The organism is Lichenicoccus sp., from assembly GCF_965276875.1.
Taxonomy (GTDB): Bacteria; Pseudomonadota; Alphaproteobacteria; order Acetobacterales; family Acetobacteraceae; genus Lichenicoccus.
Window position 1 is genome coordinate 697,927 of sequence record NZ_OZ255701.1, and the last position, 19,821, is coordinate 717,747.

Annotated in this window: 24 protein-coding genes; 23 read left to right on the forward strand and 1 reads right to left on the reverse strand. The window is 69.0% G+C overall.

All coding sequences use genetic code 11. The features are described 5' to 3' along the window. Positions 1-80 precede the first annotated feature (80 nt). Together ACQY4K_RS03450 and ACQY4K_RS03455 are read left to right on the forward strand one after the other, a co-directional pair. The gene (locus ACQY4K_RS03450; protein ID WP_428393448.1) at positions 81-554 is read left to right on the forward strand and encodes a hypothetical protein; all 474 of its coding nucleotides are present in this window, start codon (positions 81-83) and stop codon (positions 552-554) included. Positions 555-1,078: 524 nt separating this feature from the next. After that, a complete protein-coding gene (locus ACQY4K_RS03455; protein ID WP_428393450.1) occupies positions 1,079-1,405 on the forward strand; it encodes a DUF736 domain-containing protein in 327 nt (108 codons plus the stop codon). A 57-nt stretch (positions 1,406-1,462) separates the two neighbouring features. Here ACQY4K_RS03455 and ACQY4K_RS03460 read toward each other — a convergent pair whose 3' ends face one another. Further along, positions 1,463-1,897: a PAS domain-containing protein gene (locus ACQY4K_RS03460; protein ID WP_428393451.1), complete on the reverse strand. Its 435-nt coding sequence runs from the start codon at positions 1,895-1,897 to the stop codon at positions 1,463-1,465. Positions 1,898-1,996: 99 nt separating this feature from the next. Between ACQY4K_RS03460 and ACQY4K_RS03465 the strand changes: the two genes are divergently transcribed. The 21 genes from ACQY4K_RS03465 to trbF all read left to right on the forward strand — a co-directional run bounded on the left by ACQY4K_RS03465 (position 1,997) and on the right by trbF (position 19,817). Beyond that, positions 1,997-2,254: a helix-turn-helix domain-containing protein gene (locus ACQY4K_RS03465; protein ID WP_428393453.1), complete on the forward strand. Its 258-nt coding sequence runs from the start codon at positions 1,997-1,999 to the stop codon at positions 2,252-2,254. Positions 2,255-2,399: 145 nt separating this feature from the next. Then, positions 2,400-2,594: a transcriptional regulator domain-containing protein gene (locus tag ACQY4K_RS03470; protein WP_428393455.1), complete on the forward strand. Its 195-nt coding sequence runs from the start codon at positions 2,400-2,402 to the stop codon at positions 2,592-2,594. Further along, positions 2,563-3,177, forward strand: coding sequence for a DNA -binding domain-containing protein (locus ACQY4K_RS03475; RefSeq protein ID WP_428393457.1), 615 nt, complete (start codon positions 2,563-2,565; stop codon positions 3,175-3,177). The genes ACQY4K_RS03470 and ACQY4K_RS03475 overlap by 32 nt, the downstream gene beginning before the upstream one ends. Positions 3,178-3,294: 117 nt before the next feature. Then, on the forward strand, positions 3,295-3,558 hold the full coding sequence (locus tag ACQY4K_RS03480) for a helix-turn-helix transcriptional regulator (RefSeq protein ID WP_428393459.1): 264 nt from the start codon (positions 3,295-3,297) through the stop codon (positions 3,556-3,558). Between the two features lie 19 nt (positions 3,559-3,577). Beyond that, positions 3,578-4,456: a replication initiator protein A gene (locus tag ACQY4K_RS03485; RefSeq protein WP_428393461.1), complete on the forward strand. Its 879-nt coding sequence runs from the start codon at positions 3,578-3,580 to the stop codon at positions 4,454-4,456. 349 nt (positions 4,457-4,805) lie between these two features. Then, positions 4,806-5,444, forward strand: coding sequence for a ParA family partition ATPase (gene parA / locus ACQY4K_RS03490; protein WP_428393462.1), 639 nt, complete (start codon positions 4,806-4,808; stop codon positions 5,442-5,444). After that, entirely contained in the window at positions 5,441-5,701 is a 261-nt protein-coding gene (locus tag ACQY4K_RS03495) for a hypothetical protein (RefSeq protein WP_428393464.1), read from the forward strand. The genes parA and ACQY4K_RS03495 overlap by 4 nt, the downstream gene beginning before the upstream one ends. Then, on the forward strand, positions 5,698-6,177 hold the full coding sequence (locus ACQY4K_RS03500) for a DUF2840 domain-containing protein (protein WP_428393466.1): 480 nt from the start codon (positions 5,698-5,700) through the stop codon (positions 6,175-6,177). The genes ACQY4K_RS03495 and ACQY4K_RS03500 overlap by 4 nt, the downstream gene beginning before the upstream one ends. Then, complete coding sequence (locus tag ACQY4K_RS03505; RefSeq protein WP_428393468.1) at positions 6,174-6,695, forward strand: S26 family signal peptidase; 522 nt, start codon at positions 6,174-6,176, stop codon at positions 6,693-6,695. The genes ACQY4K_RS03500 and ACQY4K_RS03505 overlap by 4 nt, the downstream gene beginning before the upstream one ends. Continuing rightward, a complete protein-coding gene (locus ACQY4K_RS03510) occupies positions 6,683-7,636 on the forward strand; it encodes a lytic transglycosylase domain-containing protein (RefSeq protein ID WP_428393469.1) in 954 nt (317 codons plus the stop codon). The genes ACQY4K_RS03505 and ACQY4K_RS03510 overlap by 13 nt, the downstream gene beginning before the upstream one ends. A 250-nt stretch (positions 7,637-7,886) precedes the next feature. Next, positions 7,887-9,854, forward strand: coding sequence for a DUF3363 domain-containing protein (locus ACQY4K_RS03515; protein ID WP_428393471.1), 1,968 nt, complete (start codon positions 7,887-7,889; stop codon positions 9,852-9,854). A 289-nt stretch (positions 9,855-10,143) separates the two neighbouring features. Continuing rightward, positions 10,144-12,156 (forward strand): conjugal transfer protein TraG, encoded by a 2,013-nt coding sequence (locus ACQY4K_RS03520; RefSeq protein WP_428393473.1) that lies wholly within the window; start codon positions 10,144-10,146, stop codon positions 12,154-12,156. After that, positions 12,153-12,659 carry a conjugal transfer protein TraG gene (locus tag ACQY4K_RS03525; RefSeq protein ID WP_428393474.1) on the forward strand — a complete coding sequence of 169 codons (507 nt, stop codon included), beginning with the start codon at positions 12,153-12,155 and terminating at the stop codon, positions 12,657-12,659. The genes ACQY4K_RS03520 and ACQY4K_RS03525 overlap by 4 nt, the downstream gene beginning before the upstream one ends. After that, positions 12,656-13,660, forward strand: coding sequence for a P-type conjugative transfer ATPase TrbB (gene trbB, locus ACQY4K_RS03530; RefSeq protein ID WP_428393476.1), 1,005 nt, complete (start codon positions 12,656-12,658; stop codon positions 13,658-13,660). The genes ACQY4K_RS03525 and trbB overlap by 4 nt, the downstream gene beginning before the upstream one ends. Beyond that, positions 13,657-13,995, forward strand: coding sequence for a TrbC/VirB2 family protein (locus ACQY4K_RS03535; protein WP_428393478.1), 339 nt, complete (start codon positions 13,657-13,659; stop codon positions 13,993-13,995). The genes trbB and ACQY4K_RS03535 overlap by 4 nt, the downstream gene beginning before the upstream one ends. Next, positions 13,992-14,261, forward strand: a complete 270-nt coding sequence (locus ACQY4K_RS03540) for a VirB3 family type IV secretion system protein (RefSeq protein ID WP_428393480.1) — start codon at positions 13,992-13,994, stop codon at positions 14,259-14,261. Before ACQY4K_RS03535 ends, ACQY4K_RS03540 begins: the two co-directional genes overlap by 4 nt. A 7-nt stretch (positions 14,262-14,268) precedes the next feature. Continuing rightward, positions 14,269-16,698, forward strand: coding sequence for a conjugal transfer protein TrbE (gene trbE, locus ACQY4K_RS03545; protein WP_428393482.1), 2,430 nt, complete (start codon positions 14,269-14,271; stop codon positions 16,696-16,698). Further along, positions 16,695-17,447, forward strand: coding sequence for a P-type conjugative transfer protein TrbJ (gene trbJ / locus ACQY4K_RS03550; protein WP_428393484.1), 753 nt, complete (start codon positions 16,695-16,697; stop codon positions 17,445-17,447). Before trbE ends, trbJ begins: the two co-directional genes overlap by 4 nt. Before the next feature lie 26 nt (positions 17,448-17,473). Beyond that, a complete protein-coding gene (locus ACQY4K_RS03555; protein WP_428393486.1) occupies positions 17,474-17,827 on the forward strand; it encodes a hypothetical protein in 354 nt (117 codons plus the stop codon). A 10-nt stretch (positions 17,828-17,837) separates the two neighbouring features. Continuing rightward, the gene (trbL, locus tag ACQY4K_RS03560) at positions 17,838-19,124 is read left to right on the forward strand and encodes a P-type conjugative transfer protein TrbL (protein WP_428393488.1); all 1,287 of its coding nucleotides are present in this window, start codon (positions 17,838-17,840) and stop codon (positions 19,122-19,124) included. A gap of 3 nt (positions 19,125-19,127) precedes the next feature. Then, the gene (gene trbF, locus ACQY4K_RS03565; protein ID WP_428393490.1) at positions 19,128-19,817 is read left to right on the forward strand and encodes a conjugal transfer protein TrbF; all 690 of its coding nucleotides are present in this window, start codon (positions 19,128-19,130) and stop codon (positions 19,815-19,817) included. Positions 19,818-19,821 lie beyond the last annotated feature (4 nt).

The following is a 19,821-nucleotide window of genomic DNA, read 5'->3' on the forward strand; positions in this document are numbered from 1 at the left end:
TCGATCTCGACTATATTGATGGTCCAGCGTCATGGTGGTGGTGGCGACGCTCCAGACCTCGCATGTCTAGGAGACTCACCATGATCATCGCCTTCCTGCTCACCGGCGGCGCGCTCGCCATGCTCGCCTGGATCGTCTTCAACCTCGCTGTCTACGCGCTCCCGTTCTTCGCCGGCGTCAGCGCCGCGTCGCTAGCCTACGCGCACGGCTCGGGCCTCGTCGGCGCGGGCCTCGTGGGTTTTGCCGCGGGCGCGCTCGTGCTCGCGCTCGGCCGCACGACCATCGCGGCGGTGCGCTCGCCGACGGTGCGGATCCTGATCCTCGGCGTCTATGCCGCGCCGGCCGCCATCGCCGGCTTCGCGGTCACTAAGCACATCATTGCCTGGACGACGCCAAGCGAGGTTTGGCAGACCGTATTCGCGCTCGCGGGCGGTGCGGTCACCGCGGCGGTCGCCTATGTTCGCCTCACCGTCGTCGCCCCGCCTGATGGTCCGGGCATGGCTCGGGACCGGGATGTCGTCGCGCCTGCGTTCACGGTCTCGTCCAAAGGCTGATGTCCCAGCCCCTCGGCGTCGGGCTGGGTGGGATCGGCCGCGGAGCTTCGGGGTCTCAACTTGCCCAGAAGAGCGGTCGGTATCTCGGAGGTCAGCCCACGCGGCGCCGAGCTCCCTGGCCTGCCGGGAAGGGCGTGACGGTTCTCGTGGCGGGTCCGGTCGGACATGCGGCGTCGGCCGGACCGAGCGGCGATCGTCACCGGCGCGACGGCCGGACAGAAGGCGCGAAGGGTCGCGGGTGCGCGTTCCCGCTTGTTTGGGAGCCGCGCGTCCCACACGGCCTCCGTGATGGCCTGATCTGGCCGAAGGACGGCTGAAGCCTTGATCGCCTGAGCCGCAACGGCAGCCGGCCAACTTTCTTCCCCTGGCCGCAAGCGGCCATTCCTCGCGAGACAAGAAAGCTGTCCGGCCGCCGTCCTCCGCTGCGCTGCGGGCCGAAGGCTGCGTCGTCGATCACCTCCGGCCTGTCGATCGCCATCGAGGCCGCGATGGGCGCGGGCTCGATCAGACAAGGAACTACCACCATGGCGACCATCGGCACCTTCAAGAAGTCCGGCACCGGCTACACCGGCGCGATCACCACCCTCTCGCTCCAGGCCAAGAACGTCCGCATCGTTCCCGAGGAGACCCGCTCCAACGACAACGCCCCCTCCCACCGGGTCTTCGTCGGCCAGGTCGAGATCGGCGCCGCCTGGGCCAAGCGTTCCAACGAGGACCGAGCCTACCTGGGCCTCAAGCTCGACGACCCGAGCTTCACCGCTCCGATCTACGCCAACCTCTTCGACGACGAGGGCAGTGAGACCTACAGCCTCATCTGGTCGCGCCCGAACGGCAAGCGCAACGGCGATTGACCCGACCCCCGATGCCCCGCCCGGACCACCGGGCGGGGCGAAGGCGTGCTTTGCATTTCAGGCGACAGCGACCACCCCGCAGAGCACGACGTCGGGCGAACCGTCGTCGTTCGCTAAGGGAAGATACACGCGTGCGACCCGGCAGGAGCGACCGCGCGCTCCGAGCTCGTCCTCGATCACGACCGGCCGCGCCGTTTCGATAGCCGACCTTGCCTCCTCCTCGGCGTCGCCCCGCGTCGGCGTTAGTCGCGTGGCGGGCGCGCCCGCGAGCGACTCGCCGTACAGCGCATCGACTTCGGCGCCGCTGGCAGTGATGGTGAGTTGCTGCCCTCCGTTTGTGGTGCGCGTGAGCAGCACGGTCAGGGGGGCCAAATCGGCGAGCGCGGCGGGCACGAGCGCACTTACCAATGGCAACGACCCGCCGTCGCAGTGCGCCCGCCAGAGCTGCACCAGCCGGCCGAGCCTAGGATGGCGCTGCTCGATCAACGTCATGGCGATCTCCGTGTTGAGCGGGGGACATAACCAGATTTTCTGATAATCTGGAACTCCGATTACTGGGTCTGTCGGTTTCAACAATGCCGACACGGGCGCATGCCCAAGACCCTCCGTACGCCACGACAACTGCGCCTGATCGACTTGCTCGTCGAGCAACGCAAACGCGCGGGCTTGAGCCAGGCCGATCTCGCCAAAGAACTTGGCCGGTATCAATCGGTGATCTCCTCGATGGAAGGCGGGGGCCGTCGCATCGACATTGTTGAGCTGCTCGACGTCGCGCAAGTGATCGGGCTCGACGTGCATAAGCTCATCGACGAGTTGCTCGCCATTTCGAATACGGCCGCCAGAACCTGAACGAGCATGCGTTGCTTCGCCGATTCATGGTCAAGATGTCGCTCACCGGGAGCGTTGGCATCCGGCAAGGGTTTGTCGTGGTAGTGTCATCGACGGTGGGGATGTGGAGCGTTGCGCTTTCGCGTGTGCCGTCCGGAGTAACGCCATGTCCAACGCTGCCGGCCCCGTCGCCGCCTACCTTTATACATTGAGCCTCGATGCCTCCGGCTTGGCTTGGGAGTATCTGCGGCGCAACAGGAATTATGAACAGGACTGGCAGCGGCACGGACGTGCTCGTGGCCCGGATGAAGTCGCGCGCACCAATCGCTATGCCGAGCCTTGGGGGTTGCGATTTCCTTGAGGATCCAGCCCTCGACGCGCGCATAGCGGAGCCCTTCTGGCATCCTGAGCCCGACCCGTTCGTCGCGCTCGGCCCGGCGGTCACGGACGGCGCTGCGTCGTTCAGCCTCTGGGCGATCCCTGGTCCGAAGAGCCTCGTCCATGACGGCCGCCGCCTCTTGATGCGCACCACGCTCGGGCGGCGCGTCGTGCGTCTGGCGGTCGCCCTGACACTGAATGACGGTGCGCCGTTCGCCTACGCGGTGCCCGCCGGTCTACGAAATCGGCGGGGCATGAAGGCGGCGGCCGATCTCGACGCGGCGCTGGCCGGCGCGCCCCTCGACTCCCGCGCATCCGCCGTGCCGCGCAACGCGATCGTGCATATGCGCTCGCTACAGGCCCTCGACGCCGAGCGCGACGGCCTATCCGAGCGCGCCATCGCCGAACTGATCTTCGGCACCGTGGGCGATCCGCTGAGCTGGAACGACAGCGCGCTGCGCGCCAATGTCCGCTATCTGCTCGATCACGGCCGCGCCTATCGCGACGGCGGCTATTGCGACCTGATCCACCCAAAGCCGCCGAAGAGCAAAGCCGCAAAGCCGTAACAGGAGGAAAGCGGCTCGCGCCGAACCTCCCTCCGATCGCCTCCGGGCCTCGTCCAGCTTGCCCCCACTGCGCGGCGCTTCTGCCGCGCCCGACACGGTCGGACGGAGCGGCACGCGATGACCCAGGCTGCGATCAAGGACACCCCAGCCCGCGAGACCGCGCCTCGGGCCGCCTCGCGCTATCTGTCGAACGACGAGGCGGCGGATTTCCTCAAGCTCTCGCCGCGCACGCTGGAGAAGCAGCGCGTCGTCGGCGGAGGGCCGAAGTTCCGCAAGTTCGGTCGCCGCGTCGTCTACGCCATCGAGGACCTGGAGAGCTGGGCCAACGCCCGCTCGTGCGACACCACCTCCGATCCAAAATACCTCGCGGCGACGCGCTGAGCGGCTGGCGATCGTGGCCATGCCCCATCCCCGCCGCTCCGAACGCGAGCAGCTCGACCTGTTCCGGGCGCTGCCCGGCGACCTCGCCGCGCGCGACCACCAGGACCTCATGGCCTACCCGTTCTTCAGCCTGGCCAAGTCGCCGCGCATCCGTCCGATCGACTTTCGCGCCGGCAAGATCGCCATTCGTGTCGAGGCCGTGCCCGAGCATGGCATGGCGACCATCTGGGACGCCGACGTGCTGATCTGGGCGGCCTCGCAGATCGTCGAGGCGCGCGACCGTGGCGCCAAGCCGTCGCGCCTGATGGCGACGACGCCATACGAGGTTCTGACCTTCGTCGGGCGCGGCACCTCAGCGCGCGACTATGACCGGCTCAAGGCGGCGCTCGACCGGCTGCAATCGACGACGATCGCCACCTCGATTCGCCAGCCCACCGAGCGGCGGATGCACCGCTTCTCGTGGATCAACGAGTGGAAGGAGCGCGCCGACGCGCACGGCCGGCCCGTCGGGCTCGAACTGATCCTCCCGGACTGGTTCTACGCCGGGGTGATGGACGACGCGCTCGTCCTCACCATCGACGACGCCTATTTCGACCTGACCGGGGGGCTGGAGCGCTGGCTCTACCGCCTGGTCCGCAAGCACGGCGGCCGGCAGGAGGGTGGCTGGAGCTTCGACCTCGCGCATCTCCACGCGAAATCGGGCTCGCTTTCCGCGCTGAAGCACTTCGCCTTCGACCTGCGCGAGATCGTCCGGCGCCAACCGCTGCCCGGCTACCGGCTCGAGATCGCCGTCGACGCCGGACGCGAGCGGCTGAGCTTCGCACCCATTCCAGTCGATCCGTTCGCGCGCACCGCGCGCCGGTTCGCCGTTGTGAGCAACCCTGGGGATAAGCTGTGAATAGCCTCGTGCTATCGAGGACCGCAGCTATCGTGCTATCGGGGACCCGATCCTCGTGCTATCGGGGACCGAGACCGCACCTAAGTCGTTGTATTACAACGGCGAATTCGCCCTCTAACTCTTCTAACTTAGAATCCTTCGGATTCTTTCTAACGGAAGAGCGGCGCGGTCAAGTTGAACGCAAGTGCCTCGCAGGCGATCTGCGTCAGCTTGCGCAAAGCTGGTCAGGACTACGACCCGGCCCGCTGCTTTACGCAGAAGAACGCCTTAATACTTCCGAGCGCGGCGCAGTTCAAGCATCTTCGCTTGAGACCGTCGTCAGCAGCCCATGCTTTCCGAGAGCGGCGCGATGATTGTCGCGCTCCTCAACCAGAAGGGCGGCGTCGGCAAGACGACCCTGGCGCTGCACCTCGCGGGCGAGCTGGCTGGCCAGGGCACGCGCGTGCTGTTGATCGACGCCGACCCACAAGGCTCGGCGCTCGACTGGGCCGAGCAGCGCGCCCGTGAAGGGCTAACGCGCCGCTTCGGCGTCGTCGGCTTGGCGCGCGAAAGTCTGCACCACGAAGCCGCCGCGATGGCGAAGGACGCCGACCACGTCGTCATCGACGGGCCGCCGCGCGTCACCGGCATCGCGCGCTCGGCGCTGCTCGCCGCCGACCTCGTTCTAATCCCCGTGCAGCCCTCGCCGCTCGACGGCTGGGCCTCGGCCGAGATGCTGCGCCTGCTCGACGAGGCGCGCGTGTTTCGCCCTGACCTGCGCGCTCGGTTCGTGCTCAATCGTTGTGCGGCGCGCACGGTGATCGCACGCGATACCGCCGCGGCGCTCGCCGACCAGTCGCCGCCGATGCTGCCCTCGCGCATCGGCCAGCGCGTCGCCTTTGCCGATGCCGCCAGCACCGGCCGGCTCGTCGATGAGGCGGACGGAGCCGAGGCCGCCGGCCGCGAGATCGCGGCGTTCGGCGTGGCCGTGAAGGAGGCGGGGCGGTGAGCGGGCGTGAGTCCCGGCCGGCGGCGTTCGTGGCGCGCCCGCGCGACCCGGACGCCTGGGTCCGCGCGCCGGAACCGGCCGCGGCGCCCGCCAGCGTCAAGGGTGAGGTGTTCACCGCCCGGCTGACGGTGGACGTCACCCCGGCGCTGCGCGGCCGCATCAAGGTCGCGGCGTTCACGCGCGGCCTGACCGTCGCCGATATGCTCCGGGCGATGCTGGAGCAGGCCTTTCCCGAGCCGGACGGGAGCGCCCAATGACCGCCGGGTCGAAGCGCGGTCTGACCCGCGTCACCGTGCTGTTCCTGCCCGAGCGGGTGAACGACCGCGTGCGCTTCGGCACGCCCGCCGCCGAGCGCATCATCGACCGGCGCTGCCGCGTCGATCTGTTCGAGCCGGGCGCGGTGTTCGGCTACGTCCAATGGCGGGCCAACCGTTACGGGACTGAGCATTGGCGGCTCTGGGTCTTGCAGGCGGTGCCTCGCGGTGAACGCGCCGAGACAGTCCCCGGCGTCGCACCCGCCGCTCACATCTGGCTGAGCGCCGGCGGCGTCGCCAGGGTGACGCGCACGTTGGCGCTGATCGACGCGATCGAGGCGCAGGCGCTCGATCCGGCGGCGCTTCCGGAAAGCTACTGGCGCACCGCGCACAACCGGATCGCCGCCGGCTTGGAGCCGCGCATCTATGCGCCGGCCGAGGCCGACGAGCGCCGTTTGCGCGGCGAGATGCGCCCATGACGTTGCGTCTGTCGTTCGGCCGCATCGCCGCCTTCCATCTCGCCGTGCTCGGCGCGGGACTCGTCATCGTCTCGACGGCGGACATCTGGCCGCTGCGCGTCGTCTACAACGCCAGCGCCAGCGTGCCGCTCGGCTGGTATGCGGTCGGCAGTGCGGACGCGTTGGCGGTCGGCGACCTGGTGGTCGCGCGGCCGCCGCTGCGCGCCGAGCGGCTGCTAGTCGAGCGCGGCTACCTCGCCGACGGCGTGCCCATCCTGAAGTTCGTGCGGGCGCGCGCGGGCCAAACCATCTGCCGCGACGGCGACAAGGTGACGATCGACGCATCGCCGGTCGGGATGGCCCGCGACCGCGACGGCGCGGGACGCGAGCTGCCGCGCTGGACCGGCTGCCGCGTGCTGGGGCCGGGCGAGGTCTTCCTGTTCAACGAGTCGGCACCCGGCTCCTTCGACGGCCGCTATTTCGGCCCCGTTTCCATCAACAGCATCATCGGAAAGGCGACACCCCTATGGACGTGGTGAGGATCTCCGTGGTGGGCGCGATCGCCGCCTGTTCGTCGCTTATGCTGCTGTCGACCACGCGCCTCGGGCACGCCGAACCTGCGACGGTCCCGACAAGGCCCGTCGCACCCCCCGTGGACCGAACTCCCGGCGAAGCCCAGCCCGCCAATCCGGTCGTGCGCGTGTCACCTTTCTCGCTTTCCGGCCCGGTGCTCGTGCCGCCGCAATCCACCAATCCGACCATCTACGGCGCGTCGCTGTACCCGCGGCCACGCTTCCAAGGCGGGGCCATCTCGCAGTGGGACGAGATGATCGAGGAAGCGGCGCGGCGGTTCAATCTGCCGCGGTCGTGGGTGCGCGGCGTCATTCGGATGGAGAGCGGCGGGCAGACGATGCTGAACGGTCGCCCGATCACCTCATTGGCAGGTGCGATGGGCCTCATGCAGGTCATGCCCGAGACGTTCGCCGAGATGACCCGGCGCTACGGCCTCGGCAGCGATCCCTACGAGCCGCGCGCCAACATCCTCGCCGGCACCGCGTTCCTGCGCGAGATGTACGACCGCTATGGGACAGCGCACTTTCTGGCCGCCTACAATGCCGGGCCTGGGCGCGTCGATGACCATCTTCGCAGCGGTCGACCGCTTCCCGATGAGACCCAACGCTACGTCCGGACGCTCGCGCCGCAGCTCCTCGGTGACACCGGCGAAGGCGCGGTATCGACGCCGCAGGTGCAGGACTTGACCAGCGCCGACGCGATGCGACGCGCGGCTCTCTCTCCTTCCCGGCGGACATTGCGTGTGGCCCCACGCCCCGAAGCAGCTCCGCTCTTCGTCGCGGCGAATGCGCGCCTGTCGTCGGATTTCGGGCAGCAGGACATGCAGCCAAACGACGCGCTGTTCATCCGCCTCGCGCACCAGGATCAGCGTCGCGTTGAACCGCGCAATGACAGTGGTGACAACTGACCGATGTGCAGACCCGGCATCTTGCCCGACTGGAGGAACGACCGTGAGGGAGAGACGAAAGTCGAGGGCGAGGGCGAGGGCGAGGGCAAGATAGAAGGCCGCGGCACGCGGCGGGGCTTTCGCCCAGGTCTGCACGTCGGTGGGCGCGGCACGCGCCTGAGGGGGAGCCGTGCTTCGCTCAGGTGCAAGCTGTTCGTAACAGCCAGGTTTTCGCGTGCTTCGTCCGACCGGCTACGCTGGAGAGCGCACCATGGCCGGGTCTGACGAGGACCAATTCCGCCCCCGACCAGGCAAGATCAAGAACCGGGTCGACGGCGGCGCCACGCGGTTCACGAGCCAAGTGCTCCGGGCGGCTCAGACAAACGGCGGCGGGTCTGCGCGGCCGCTGGCGCGGCGACTTGGACGCGGCGCCGAGAAGGCGCGCGGCCATGTCGCGGCCCGCCTCGTCGGGAGCCGGCTCGGGCCTCGGGCGCGCCGCGTCGTGGTCAAGGCGCGGCTGGTGGTTCATGCCCAAGCCGCGCCGGGCTCGACCGCGGCGCACCTCCGTTACATCCAGCGCGACAGCGTCACCCGCGAGGGCGCGCCCGGGCAGGCCTACTCCGCAACGCAGGATGTCGCGGACACCGAGGCATTCGAGGCGCGGGTTGTCGGCGACCGCCATGAGTTCCGGTTCATCGTCTCGCCCGAGGACGCCGCCGAGATCGGCGACCTCAAGGGCTACACGCGCGACCTGATGGCGCGCATGGAGGCCGACCTCGGCTCAAAGCTCGACTGGGTCGCGGTCGACCACTGGGACACCGACAACCCCCACACCCATGTCGTCCTGCGCGGGGTGGACGAGACCGGGCGCGACCTCATCATCGCACGCGACTACATCAGCCACGGCCTTCGTGGCCGCGCCTCCGAGCTGGCCACCGACGTGCTCGGTCCGCAGACCGAGCTCGAGATGCGCGACCGCATGACCCGCGAGCTCGGCCATGAGCGCTGGACCGGGCTCGACCGTCAGCTCGCTGAGCGCGCGCGCGACGGCGTCGTCGACCTCCGCGAGGTTGCGGCCGGCGCCGACGGCGGCTTCCGCCGTGGATTACTGGTCGGCCGACTGCAGGAGCTGGAGCGGCTGGGTCTGGCGGAGGCCCAAATGTCCATGCGTTGGACGGTGTCGCCGGCGGCTGAGCCGACGCTGCGCGCCATGGGCGAGCGCGGCGACATCATTCGCACCATGCAGCGGGCGTTGTCGGGTTCGGAACGGCCGCTCGCGATCTTCGACGCGGAGGCTGCGTCGCCGACAATCGTCGGCCGGATCGCCGCGAAGGGACTGGCCGACGAACTGCAGGACCGTGGCTACCTGGTAGTCGACGGTGTGGACGGTCGCGCGCACTACATCACGCTTGCGCCGGGGGCGGACCTCTCGGCTTATCCGACCGGCGGCATCGCGGAGGTCCGGGCCGCCTCGCGCGAGCCTCGTCCGGCGGACCGGACCATCGCCACCCAGGTCGGACGGGACGGGCTTTACCGGGTCGATCGGCACTTGGCCGAGGTCCGGCGCGATGCCCGTCCCGGAGACGATCCGGAGACCTTCGTCGGCGCACACGTGCGGCGGCTGGAAGCGCTCCGCCGCGCCGGTATCGTGGAGCGCATCGAGAGGGGGGTCTGGCGCGTGCCCGCCGACTATCTCGACCGCGCCGCCGCGCAAGAGGCCGGACGGCTCGGCGGCGCGTCGGTCGAGCTGCGGTCGCATCTGCCGATCGGCCGCCAGACGCGTGCGATCGGGGCCACCTGGCTGGATCGCACCCTGATCGAGGGCGCGTCGCCCGCGGCGGCGGGGTTCGGGGCGGAAGTGCGAAGCGCGCTGGAACAGCGTGGCGCCTTCCTCGCTGAGGAGGGGCTTGCGACACGGCGCGGGCAACGCCTTGTGCTGGCGCGCGACCTGCTGGCAACGCTGCGCGACCGCGAAGTGGCCCAGGTGGGACGGAATCTCGCCGCCGAGACTGGTCTCGATCATCGGCCGGTCTCCGACGGTGGAAAGGTCGGCGGTGTCTATCGTCGCTCGATGATGCTGGCGAGCGGCCGCTTCGCCATGGTCGACGATGGTGTCGGGTTCAGCCTCGTCCCGTGGAAGCCGGTGCTCGAACAGCGGCTCGGACAATCGGTATCAGGCGTCATGCGCGGCGGGTCGGTGTCATGGGACTTGTCGCGCCAGCGCGGGATCGGCGTCTGAGCAGTCCACTGGCTGCCTGACTTCGGGCCTGCAATCAGTCTACCGACGGCTTGTTGCTGAAAAGTCGCGCATTGGCGAGTTTCGTCATTCGAGCGAGCGAGCGATTGCGCACGTCGCTATGGCAGCCGACACGCTCGGCTTGTAAGGTCCACGACGGAGCTTGATTTCGGACTTCCCGCGTCTGAACAGAGACTTGCGTCGTCTTTGACGGTCGTCTTCCCCGTGATCAACCCTCGCTCGCAGGCGTGCCGTGTCGGGCACGCTGGCGTACCGGTGGCGAGGTGGTCGGATGACGCCGACCAAGGTTCTGTTCGGTCAAATCGTGATCGTCTTCAGCATCGTTGTGCTGAGCTTGTCGCTCACCACGCAATGGACCGCCGCATCGCTCGGCTATCAAGATCAGCTCGGACATCCCTGGACCGTCTTCCACGGCGTTCCGCTTTATCAGCCATGGCTGTTCTTCGTTTGGTGGTTCGAGTTCGACGCTTACGCGCCCGCCGTCTTCCAGCGCGGAGCCTATGTCGCCGCGTCAGGCGGCGTGCTCGGCGCGCTCGCTGCTATGGTCGGCTCGGTCTGGCGAGCGCGACAGGCCAAACTCGTCACCACTTACGGTTCCGCGCGCTGGGCGTCGCCGCGTGACCTGAAGCGCTCGGGGATGCTCCGCCCCGCCGGCGTGTTCCTCGGCCGCGCTCACGACCAGTACCTTCGCCACGACGGCCCCGAGCATGTGATGGCGTTCGCGCCGACCCGTTCGGGCAAGGGAGTAGGTCTCGTCGTCCCGACGCTGCTGTCGTGGACCGGCTCGGCGGTCATCCACGACATCAAGGGCGAGAACTTCACAATCACCGCCGGCTGGAGGTCGCGCTTCTCGCACTGCCTCTACTTCAACCCGACTGACCACCGTTCGGCCGCCTACAACCCGCTGCTCGAGGTCCGCCGCGGCGATCACGAAGTCCGCGACGTCCAGAACATCGCCGACGTGCTGGTCGACCCGGAGGGCGCGCTGGAGCGACGCTCGCACTGGGAGAAGACCAGCCACTCGCTGCTGGTCGGGACCATCCTCCACGTCCTCTATGCAGGTGCGGACAAAACGCTCTGCGGCGTCGCCAACTTCCTGTCCGACCCGGCGCACCCGTTCGAGCACACGCTCAAGCTGATGATGACGACGCCGCACCTCGGGCCACGCGGCGTCCACCCGGTGGTGGCCTCGTCGGCGCGTGAAGTGCTGAACAAGTCAGAGAACGAGCGCTCGGGCGTGCTCTCGACCGCCATGTCGTTCCTCGGCCTCTACCGCGATCCCACGGTGGCGGCGGTCACCTCGCGCTGCGACTGGCGCATCGCCGACCTCGTCTCGGCCGAGCATCCTGTCTCGCTATACCTCGTCGTGCCTCCGTCGGACATCAGCCGTACCAAGCCGCTGATCCGGCTGATCCTCAACCAGATCGGCCGGCGGTTGACCGAGAGCCTGGAGGAGCAGGACGGGGCCGCGCGCAAGCATCGCGTCCTCTTCATGCTCGACGAGTTCCCGGCGCTCGGCCGCCTCGACTTCTTCGAGTCGGCGCTGGCCTTCATGGCGGGCTACGGCCTGCGGTCGTTCCTGATCGCGCAGAGCCTCAATCAGATTGAGAAGGCCTACGGCCCGAACAACTCGATCCTCGACAACTGCCACGTCCGCATCGCCTTCGCGTCCAACGACGAACGCACCGCCAAGCGGATCAGCGACGCGCTGGGCACCGCGACCGAATTGCGCGCCCAGCGTAACTACGCCGGCCATCGGCTGTCGCCGTGGCTCGGGCACCTCATGGTGTCCCGCCAGGAAACCGCCCGCCAGCTTCTCACCCCCGGCGAGGTGATGCAGCTGCCGCCCGACGACGAGGTGGTGATGGTCTCGGGCCATCCGCCGGTCCGGGCCAAGAAGCTGCGCTTCTATTCAGACGCTAATTTCAAGCCGCGTGTTCTGCCCGCGCCAACCCTGTCCACCGAAGGCTACACCGACAAGCCCGCCGCCCGCGCCGATGATTGGTCGGGCGCATTCGACCAGGCCGCGGTCGACGCCGCCCAGCGCGCCGCCGCGCTGATGAGCGAAAAGGAGGGCGGGCTGCGCCGCCAGCCCGAGCTCGACATCACCGTGCCCCAGGCTCAGCCCGCCGAGGAGGAGCATCGCCCCGATCTCCTCCTACTCGACGACGATGACGCCGACCTGGAAGTGGAGCGGGCCCGCGCGATGCGGGCTGGTGAGCGGCAGTTCAGCCGCGTCGCGCGGAACACCGCGCTCGATCCCGACGACGGGATCGCCCTGTGAGCCGATCGCGTCTCAACATCTTCATCGAGCCGGACCACGGCCGCCGCCTAGCGCAGCTCGCCGGCATGAAGGGCGTGTCCAAGTCGGCGATCGTGGCCGCCGCACTCTCGTCCTACCTGTCGCCGGACGGCGGCGACCGGCGCGAGGCGGCAATCGCCAAGCGGCTCGACAAGCTGACTCGGCAGTTCGACCGGCTCGAACGCGATCAGACGATCCTGATCGAGACGGTTGCGCTGTTCGTCCGCTACACGCTGACCGTCAACGCCCCGATCCCCGCCGCGCACCAGGACGCCGCTCGCGCGCAGGGGCGCGAGCGCTTCCAGCAGTTCGTCGACCAGCTCGCCCGCCATCTCCAGAAGGGGCGCAGCTTCGTCAAGGACGTTCACGAGGAGATCTTCCCCGACCACGCCAAGTTCTTCGGCCTGGACGGAGAGGAGGAAAGCAGCGAGCGCGCTTCCTCCCTCAACGGCGGAGGGAGTTCGGACGATGGAGCGGGCCCATGAGCCCGCTCCATTCCGTCCCTGCAGCGCCCGTCGTGTCGGTCGCCTCGCGGCAGATCAAGATGCTGCGCAGCGCCATGGGGCCGGCGATCGCTGCGGCGCTGGAAGATCCCGACGTGGTCGAGGTCCTGCTCAACCCCGACGGCACGCTCTGGGTCGATACGCTGAGCCGCGGTCGCGCGCCGACCGGGATCAAGCTCACCCGCGAAGACGGCGACCGCATCATCCGGCTCGTCGCCGCCCACGTCCGGGTCGAGGTCAACAAGGAGACGCCGATTGTCTCCGCCGAGCTGCCCGAGACCGGGGAGCGGTTCGAGGGGCTGATCCCGCCCGTCGTGCCGGCGCCGACCTTCGCGATCCGCAAGCGCGCGAGCCTCGTCTACACGCTCGATCGCTACGTCTCCGACCGCATCGTCACGCCCGCGCAGGCAGCGTTCCTGCGCCAGGCCGTACGCGAGCGGCTCAACATCGTCATCGCCGGCGGCACTTCGACTGGCAAGACCACGCTCGCCAACGCGCTTCTCGACGAGGTGGCCCGCACCGGCGACCGTGTGCTGATCCTGGAAGACACGCGCGAGCTGCAATGCCTCGCCGACGACCAGGTGGCGCTGCGCACCAAGCCGGGCGTCGCCTCGATGGCCGAGCTGGTCCGCTCCACGCTCCGCCTTCGCCCCGACCGCATCGTCGTCGGCGAGGTCCGCGGCGCCGAGGCGCTCGACCTGCTGAAGGCTTGGTGCACCGGCCACCCCGGCGGAATCGCCACCGTCCACGCCGGCTCCGCCGCCGGCGCGCTGCACCGGCTCGAGCAGCTGATCCAGGAAGCGGTCGTCACCGTGCCCCGCCAGCTGATCGCCGAGGCGGTCGATGTCGTCGCCTTCATCGCCGGGCGCGGCTCGGGCCGACGCGTCCGCGAGATCGCCCGGGTCAGCGGGCTCGGACCTGACGGCTACCGCCTCGAACTCCTCACCGCCAACGACCCTCACGAGATCGGAGACCCACAGTGACGCCTTCACGCACGCTCGCAACCGCACGCCGTCGGATCGCCGGGACAGCGGCCTTCCTTCTCTGCGGGATCCTTTCGGCACCGGCCTATGCAGCCGGCTCGTCCATGCCCTGGGAGGCGCCGTTGCAAAAGGTGCTCGATTCGGTCGAGGGGCCGGTCGCCAAGATCATCGCGGTGATCATCATCATCACCACGGGCTTGACGCTGGCGTTCGGCGACAGCTCGGGCGGCTTCCGCAAGCTGATTCAGATCATCTTCGGGCTGTCGATCGCGTTCGCGGCCTCGTCCTTTTTCCTGTCGTTCTTCTCGTTCGGCGGCGGAGCGCTGATCTCGTGAACCGCGCCTCGCTTCCAGACGGCTACGAGGTGCCGCTCCACCGCTCGCTGACCGAGCCGATGATGATGGGCGGCGCGCCGCGCACGGTAGCGATCTCGGTCGGCACGCTCGCCGCCGCGGTCGGCATCGGCCTGCAATTGTGGTTCGCGGGTGCCGGCATCTGGCTGGTCGGCCACATGCTCGCGGTTTGGGCGGCGCGGGTGGAGCCGCAATTCCCGCAAGTGTTCGCGCGGCACATCAAGCACCGCGGTTTCCTGGACGCATGAGGGCGCGATGCTGAACCTCGCCGAATATCGCCGCCGCTCGGCCAGCCTGTCGGACTTCCTGCCTTGGGCCGGGCTGGTGGCGCCAGGCGTGGTCCTCAACAAGGACGGCTCGTTCCAGCGCACCGCCCGCTTTCGCGGTCCTGACCTCGACAGCTCGACCGAGAGCGAACTGGTCGCCGTCACCGCGCGGCTGAACAATGCGCTCCGCCGGCTCGGCTCGGGCTGGGCGTTGTTCGTCGAGGCCGACCGGCGCGCGGCCGCGCCTTATCCGTACGCGACCTTCCCGGACGCCGTGTCGTGGCTCATCGACCAGGAGCGCCAGGCGGCGTTCAACGAAGTCGGCGAGCTGTTCGAGAGCGCCTACTATCTGACGCTCGTCTTCCTGCCTGCGCCCGAGGGTCGGGCCCGCGCCGGGGCCATGATGCTCGACGCACCCGAGCGCCCCGCCGTCGACTGGCGCGAGCAGCTTGGCGGCTTCGTCGAGGCGAGCGACCGCGTCAGCGCGCTGCTCGACGGCTTCCTGCCCGAACTCGCCTGGCTGAGCGACGCCGAGACGCTCACCTATCTGCACGGGACCGTCTCGACCCGGCGCCACGCCGTCGCCGTTCCCGAGGTCCCGGCCTATCTAGACGCCTACCTCGCCGACCAACCGCTGACCGGCGGCCTCGAGCCGATGCTGGGCCAAGCGCACCTGCGCGTCATGACGGTGCGCGGCTTCCCGGCCTCGACCTGGCCGGGGCTGCTCGACGACCTCAACCGGTTGGGATTTCCCTACCGCTGGACGACCCGCTTCCTGTTTCTCGACAAGGCCGACGGCGAGAAGGAGCTCTCGCGTCTGCGGCGGCAATGGTTCGCCAAGCGCAAGGGCATCGTCACGCTGTTGCGCGAGACCATCTTCCAGCAGGAGAGCCCGCTGGTCGACAGCGACGCCGCTAACAAGGCGGTAGACGCCGACGAGGCGTTGCAGACGCTCGGCTCCGACCAAGTCGCCTTTGGCTACATCACTGCGACCGTGGTGGTCTGGGACGAGGACCCGCGAATCGCGGCCGAGCGGTTGAAGGCGGTCGAGCGCGTCATCCAGGGGCGCGGGTTCACCACCTCGCCTGAAACGCTGAACGCGGTCGAGGCTTGGCTCTCGTCCGTGCCCGGCCACGTTTACGCCAACGTCCGCCAGCCGATCGTCTCGACGCTGAACCTCGCGCATCTGATGCCGCTGTCGGCCGTGTGGGCCGGCCCCGAGCGGAACGAGCATCTCGATGGGCCACCGCTGCTGATCACCCGCACGGAGGGCGCGACGCCTTTCCGGCTCACCACCCACGTCGGCGACGTCGGCCACGCGATCGTGGTCGGGCCGACCGGTGCCGGCAAATCGGTGCTCCTCGCCACCCTGATCGTGCAGTTCCGCAAGTATCCGGACAGCCGGATCTACGCTTTTGACAAGGGCCGCTCGGTCCGCGCCGCCATGCTGGGGCTCGGCGGCGAGTTCCACGACCTCGGCCTGGAAGGTGGGCTGACCTTCCAGCCGTTGCGCGGCGTCGACGATCCCGGCGCGCGCGCCTGGGCGGCAGAATGGGTGCAGCAACTCCTCGGTCACGAACGAGTCGAGGTGACGCCCGAGGTCAAGGACGCGGTGTGGTCGGCGCTGGGCTCACTTGGCTCCGCACCCGCTGAGGAGCGGACGCTGAGCGGGCTGGCCACGCTGCTGCAGTCCAACAAGCTGCGCCAGGCGCTCCAGCCCTACACGCTGGACGGTCCGTTCGGCCGGCTGCTCGACGCCGACCATGAGGACCTGACGCTGGGCGACCTGCAGGCCTTCGAGATGGAGGACCTGCTCCACGCCAAGAGCGTGGTGCTGCCGGTGCTGACCTACCTGTTCCACAGGCTGGAGGCGCAGTTCGACGGACGTCCGACGCTGCTCGTCCTCGACGAAGCTTGGGTGTTCCTCGATGATCCGGTGTTCGCAAGCCGCATCCGCGAGTGGCTGAAGACGTTGCGAAAGAAGAACGTCGGCGTGGTGTTCGCCACGCAGTCGCTCGCCGACATCCAGCGCTCGGCCATCGCGCCCGCCATCGTCGAGAGCTGCCCGACGCGCATCTTCCTGCCCAGCCCCCAAGCGGTCGAGCCGCAGTTGCGGCCGATCTACGAGGGGTTCGGGCTGAACGCCCGCCAGATCGAGATGCTCGCCCGCGCCACGCCCAAGCGCGACTATTACGTCCAATCCCGGCTCGGCAACCGGCTGTTCGATCTGCAGCTCGGCGAAGTGGCGCTGGCCTTCGTCGCCGCGTCCAGCCCTCGCGATCATGCCGCGATCGACGCGGTGCTCACTGAGCACGGCCCCGAGCGCTTCGCCAGCGCTTGGCTGCGCACGCGCGGCCTCGATTGGGCGGCCGAGCTCGCCCAGCCCTTCGTGCCCACACCTGAGGAGACCGCCCCGTGAAGAAGACCCTGCTCGCGGCCACGGCCGCGCTCGCCTTGACGCTCGCCGTGCCCGCCGCCCAAGCCCAGTGGGTCGTCTACGATCCAACCAACTTCAGCCAGAACGTGCTGACCGCGGCACGGTCGCTCCAGCAGATCAACAACCAGATCCAGAGCCTCCAGAACGAGGCGCAGATGATCCTGAACCAGGGTCAGATGCTGGTGAACCAAGGCAAGAACCTGGCGAGCCTCGCCTACTCGCCGATGGCGATGCTGCAGCAGGACATCGCCCGCACCAACGCGCTGATCAGCCAGGCGCAGGGACTGGCCACCCAGGTCGGCCAGCTCGACCAGCAGTTCAGCCAGCAATACCCGTCCGGTTACGGCGCCAACACCTCGCTCGACCAGACCGTCGCCGACGCGCGTACGCGATGGAACAACTCGCTCGCCGCGCTCCACACCACGCTCGACATGCAGGCGCAGGTCAACGCCTCGATCACCGCCGACCAGGGCACGCTGAGCCAGATCGTCGGCTCGAGCCAGGGCGCCGCCGGCATCCTGCAGGCGACCCAGGCCACCAACCAGCTGCTGGCGCTCCTGGCCAAGCAGACCATGCAGTCGCAGCAGCTCCGCATCGCGCAAGACCGCGCGACCGCGCTGGAACAGTCGCGCGCCCTCGAAGCCGACGCACAGGCGCAGGCCAACCGCACCCGCTTCATGGGCTCGGGCGTCGCCTACACGCCGGCTCCCGTCCAGGTCTTCCCGCAATGACCAGTCAACCGCCGAGGAGCCTCGTCATGACGTCCCGCATCCTTCGCTTCGCATCACCCGCCATCGCCGTCGTCATGATCGGCTTCGCCGTCCATGCCGCGCGGGCGGAGGACAGCGTCGACAGCCTATTGCGCGATCCCAAGCACCTCGACGAGGTGCAGGCGGGCTGCAAGGCCAACGCGCCGGGGGCGACCGAGTCGGTCTGCCGCACAGCGTCCGAGGCGCTCCGTCGCCGCTTCCTCGGTCAGGGCGTCCCCTACACGCCGCACCGCGTCGACCCGTTCCCGAGCCGGCCGACGATGAAGCTGCCGGCGCCGCCCGCGACGAAACCGGAAGCGCACCACAGGCCGGCGCCGCAGCGCCCCAGCGCAATCCTGTGATCCCCTTGCCATGAACGACCTCTCGGTCATCGACCGCTTCCTCGACACCTTCTCGCGCTACATCGATTCAGGCTTCGGCCTGCTGCAGCCCGAGATCGCCTATTTGTCGACGACGCTGGTCGCGATCGACATCACCCTCGCAGGCCTGTTCTGGGCGATGGGCGGCGATGAGGTCATGCCACGCCTCATCAAGAAGATCCTCTATGTCGGCGCCTTCGCGTTCATCATCGGCAACTTCAACTTCCTCGCAGGCGTGATCTTCAACAGCTTCGCCGGGCTCGGCCTGAAGGCGTCGGGCGGTAGCATCAACGCCAGCCAACTCCTTCAGCCCGGCCGCCTGGCGCAGGTCGGCGTGCAGGCCGGTCAGCCCATGCTGACCGAGATCGGCAAGCTCGCCGGCTTCCCCAGCGTGTTCACCCACGTCGATATCATCGTGGTCCTGTTCATCGCCTGGATCATCGTCATCATCAGCTTCTTCGTGCTGGCGGTGCAGCTCTTCGTCAGCGTGCTGGAGTTCAAGTTGACGACGCTGGCGGGCTTCGTGCTCGTGCCGTTCGCGCTTTGGGGCAAGACCTCGTTCCTAGCCGAAAAGGTGCTCGGCAACGTCGTGGCGTCCGGCATCAAGGTCATGGTGCTGGCCGTCATCGTCGGCATCGGCACGGGCCTGTTCAGCCAATTCCAGTCCGCCGCCGGAACCGATCCCAATATCAGCGATGCGCTCGCCATCGTGCTCGGCGCTGTCACCTTGCTCGGCCTCGGCATTTTCGGCCCGGGCATCGCCACGGGCCTCGTCAGCGGCGCGCCGCAGCTCGGAGCGGGCGCGGCCGTCGGCGCGACCGCCGCCGGCGCCGGCCTCATCGCCGCGGGCGGCGCCGGCGCGCTCGCCGCGGGCCGTCTCGCCGGCGGCGCGGCCATGGGCGGATCGCGCGGCGCGACCAGCCTAGCGGCCAGCGCTCGTTCCTCCTTCACGGAGGGCTCGGCCGCGTCAGGCGGATCGGGTGCGGCACGCGCCGGCGCTGGGATGGCGAACATGGCCCGCGCCGGCGCGAGTGCTGCGGGCGATAGCGTCCGCTCGGCTGCCCGTAGCGCGTGGACCGGCGGTTCGGCCGGGAAGGAAAGCAGCTCCGATGCGGAGGGCGGCCCGGCCGGCGGTGAGGCCGCACCGCGGTGGGCGCGCAACCTGCGCCGGGGCGACACCATCCGCCGCGGCGTCGAGACCGCCGCCCACACCCTGAAGTCGGGCGACAGCGGCGGCTCGGGCCCGTCGCCGACGCTCGGCCAGAACGAGGAGATCTGACCGATGCGTTTCAAGCGAGCGGGCGTCCGCTACTCCGACACCCCCGAACCCGAGACGCCGTACCAGCGCGTCGGCCAAGTCTGGGACGAGCGACTCGGCGCTTCGCGCTCGCAGGCGCGCAACTGGCGCATGATGGCGTTCGGCTCGCTCGGCCTGTCGGTGCTGATGGCGGGGGGCCTGGTCTGGCAGTCGGGCCGCTCGACCATCACCCCCTATGTCGTCGAGGTCGACAAGCAGGGCGACGTGCGCGCCGTCGGCGCGGCCGCCGAGGCTTACCAACCGAACGACGCCCAGATCGCAAATCACCTGGCGCGCTTCATCACCGACGTGCGCTCGCTGCCGCTCGACCCGATCGTGGTCCGCCAGGACTGGCTAGAGGCCTACGACTACGCCACCGACCGCGGCGCGGCGGTGCTGAACGAGTACGCCCGCGTCAACGACCCGTTCGGCAAGGTCGGCAAGCAATCGGTCGCGGTCGAAGTCACCAGCGTCGTGCGGGCCTCGCCGGGCTCCTTCCAGGTGCGCTGGGTCGAGCGCCGCTACGAGAATGGGGCGCTGACCGGCACCGACCGCTGGACCGCCATCCTGTCCATCGTCGTGCAGTCGCCCGGCAACGAGGCGCAGCTGCGCAAGAACCCGCTCGGCATCTATGTCAACGGCCTGAACTGGAGCCGGGAGCTTGGGCCGTCATGAGGAG